Raw genomic sequence first — 2,373 nt, 5'->3', positions numbered from 1 at the left:
GTCGCCGCCGGAGCGGTCGAGATGGGTACGGGCGAGCGTGAAGAGCTGCGGGAACGCGGCCATCCCGGCCCCGAGCAACCCGACGCCGATCAGGGCCAGCAGGGCGTAGTCGGTGGTGGTCGTCAGGGCCAGGTAACCGGCCGCGGGGGCGGCGACGGCGACGAACGCCGGCCACCGGCTCGCGGACCGGTCGTAGCGGCGGCCGAGCCAGGTGCTCACCGCGAGGCCGCTGATCGCGACGAGCGACAGGAAGACCCCGACCTGGAACGGCGACAGCCGCGCCTCGTCGGCCCCGAAGAGCACCAGGTACGGCCCGATCATCGAGTCCGCGATGCCGAGCAGCAACACACCGGCCAGCAGCGGCAGAAATCTCGAACGGCCCCCGGCCGCCGCGACAGTGGTCATCCGATGCCGCTACCCACCGTCCCCCGGCACTATGCACGCCCTCGGGTGACCCGGCGCGAGACCGCCCGGGCCCACCGCCACCTCTCCCGGGGCACCTGCACCTCGGCGCCGGGCAGCGCCGAACGGCTGGTATGCCGGGTCACCAGCACGCTCAGCACCAGAGCCACACCTTCCATGAGCTTGACCTCCTCGTCCCGTTAACGGTCACGTGACCGTTAACGGGATCGTCGCGCAGGTGCTGCCGGGCCGTCAACCCCCAGCGGTTTACGATGCGGTCATCGTGGGAGACGAACAGCAGGACACCGCCGGAACGGGCGCCGGAAAACGCGCGACACTGCGGGACGTGGCGCGCCTGGCGGGCGTCTCGCACCAGACCGTGTCCCGGGCCATCAACGACAAGGGCGAGATCGACCCGGAGACCCGCCGCCGCGTCCTGGACGCCGCCCGGCAACTGCACTACCGCCCGTCCCGCTTCGCCCGCGGCCTGGTCCGCCCCGGCGCGACGACCGTCGGCCTGATCGTGTCCGACGTGGTGAACCCGTTCTTCCCCGAGCTGATCGCCGGCGTCCTCGAAGCGGCCGAACAACGCGGCTGGCAGGTCCTGGTAGCCAGCACCCAGGACGACCCCGGCCGCGAACCGCAACTGCTGCGCTCGCTCGCCGGCCAGGTCGACGCCCTGATCGGCTACCTCTTCCAGCCGGACGACGTGGTCGCCGCCGCGGTCGAGGGCGTACCGCTGGTCGTCATGAGCCGGCGCGCCCGCGAGAAGGCCTTCGGCGCCGTCGACATCGACCTGGAGACCGGCGTCCGCGCGGCCGTACGGCACCTGGTCGCCCGCGGCCACCAGCGGATCGGCATGATCGACTGCCCGGACGCGGCCGACCCGGCCCGCAAGGCGATCTTCCTGGCCGAAGCCGCGGACCAGGGCCTGCCGGTGCCGCCGGACGCGATCATCGGCGTCGAGCAGTCCATGGCGGGCGGCGAATCAGGCTTCGAGAAACTGCACGCGGCCCGCCCGGAACTCACCGCGATGTTCACCTTCAACGACCTGATCGCGCTGGGCGCGTACCGGGCGGCCCGGCGGGCGGGCCTGGCCATCCCGGACGACGTCGCTCTGCTCGGCTTCGACGGCCTGAACCTGGGCGAGCTACTGGACCCGCCGCTGACGACCATCGCCATCGACAAGCGCCGGATGGGGGAGCTGGCGGTGGCGGAGGTGCAGCGGCTGCTGGCGGGCGAGCCGGGCGGGCTGGCGCTGGTGGAGACCGAACTGCTGATCCGCGGGTCCGCCTGAGGCCGGTCGGCCGGTCTCAGTCGACGACCGTGACCAGGGTGCCGTGCCCGATGTGCTTCAACAGGGTGCGCTGAGCCTCCCGCGGCATCCGTACGCACCCGTTCGACGCGCTCCGGCCGAAGGCACCCTCGTCGTACCAGCCGTGGATGCCCGTGTGCGCGCCCCGCAGCGCAGCCGGCAGGGAACGGCGGTTCTCCGGCACCGAGCTCAGCGCCAGCGCGTCCACGTTCGCGTACGCGGAGCCGCTGGTCGGGGTGCGGCCCAGCACGAAGCTCCGGCCCAGCGGGGTGGGGGTCGCCGCCGTGCCGGTGGACACGGTCCAGGCCGCCTTGCGGATGCCGTCGCGGCGCCAGATCAGTTTGTGGGTGCGGCGCTGGACGATCAGGTGGTCGCGCAGCGGCCGCGGTGACCAGCCCTTCGGTGGCAGCCAGCCGATCCGGCGGTTCGCCGTGGGCAGCAGCACCGCGACCCAGCCCGAGCGCCGGTCGGTGATCGGCAGGATCAGGGGCATGCCGCTGATCTCCGGGGTGAGCCGGGCGCGGGGCCGGCCGCCGGGCGCGTCGTAGACCGGGATCGACCGGGCCGGCTGCAGGCCCTCGGTGACGGCGGTCAGGGACATCGCCGCCGGGTCGGACGGGAAGCCGCGCGGGGCCGTCCAGTAGTCGATCACCGGC

4 protein-coding genes are annotated in these 2,373 nt (G+C 73.2%); 1 reads left to right on the top strand and 3 read right to left on the bottom strand.

Features of this window, described 5'->3' with window-relative positions:
• Together AB0C29_RS44030 and AB0C29_RS44025 are read right to left on the bottom strand one after the other, a co-directional pair.
• Nucleotides 1–405, bottom strand: a 405-nt coding sequence (locus AB0C29_RS44030; protein WP_360833705.1) for an MFS transporter, incomplete at its 3' end; no start/stop codon positions are given.
• Between the two features lie 29 nt (nt 406–434).
• Entirely contained in the window at nt 435–581 is a 147-nt protein-coding gene (locus AB0C29_RS44025) for a hypothetical protein (protein ID WP_360833703.1), read from the bottom strand.
• 104 nt (nt 582–685) lie between these two features.
• Here AB0C29_RS44025 and AB0C29_RS44020 point away from each other — a divergent pair, with 104 nt between their 5' ends.
• Nucleotides 686–1,699: a LacI family DNA-binding transcriptional regulator gene (locus tag AB0C29_RS44020; protein ID WP_360833701.1), complete on the top strand. Its 1,014-nt coding sequence runs from the start codon at nt 686–688 to the stop codon at nt 1,697–1,699.
• 16 nt (nt 1,700–1,715) lie between these two features.
• On the opposite strand, the gene AB0C29_RS44015 is transcribed toward AB0C29_RS44020, so the two are convergent.
• Nucleotides 1,716–2,373 (bottom strand): L,D-transpeptidase (locus AB0C29_RS44015; RefSeq protein WP_360833699.1); only part of this gene is annotated, 658 nt, incomplete at its 5' end.

Origin of the sequence: Actinoplanes sp. NPDC048791 (assembly GCF_040650095.1) — a bacterium.
GTDB lineage: Bacteria > Actinomycetota > Actinomycetes > Mycobacteriales > Micromonosporaceae > Actinoplanes.
This window is presented reverse-complemented; position numbering and strand designations above follow the sequence as displayed.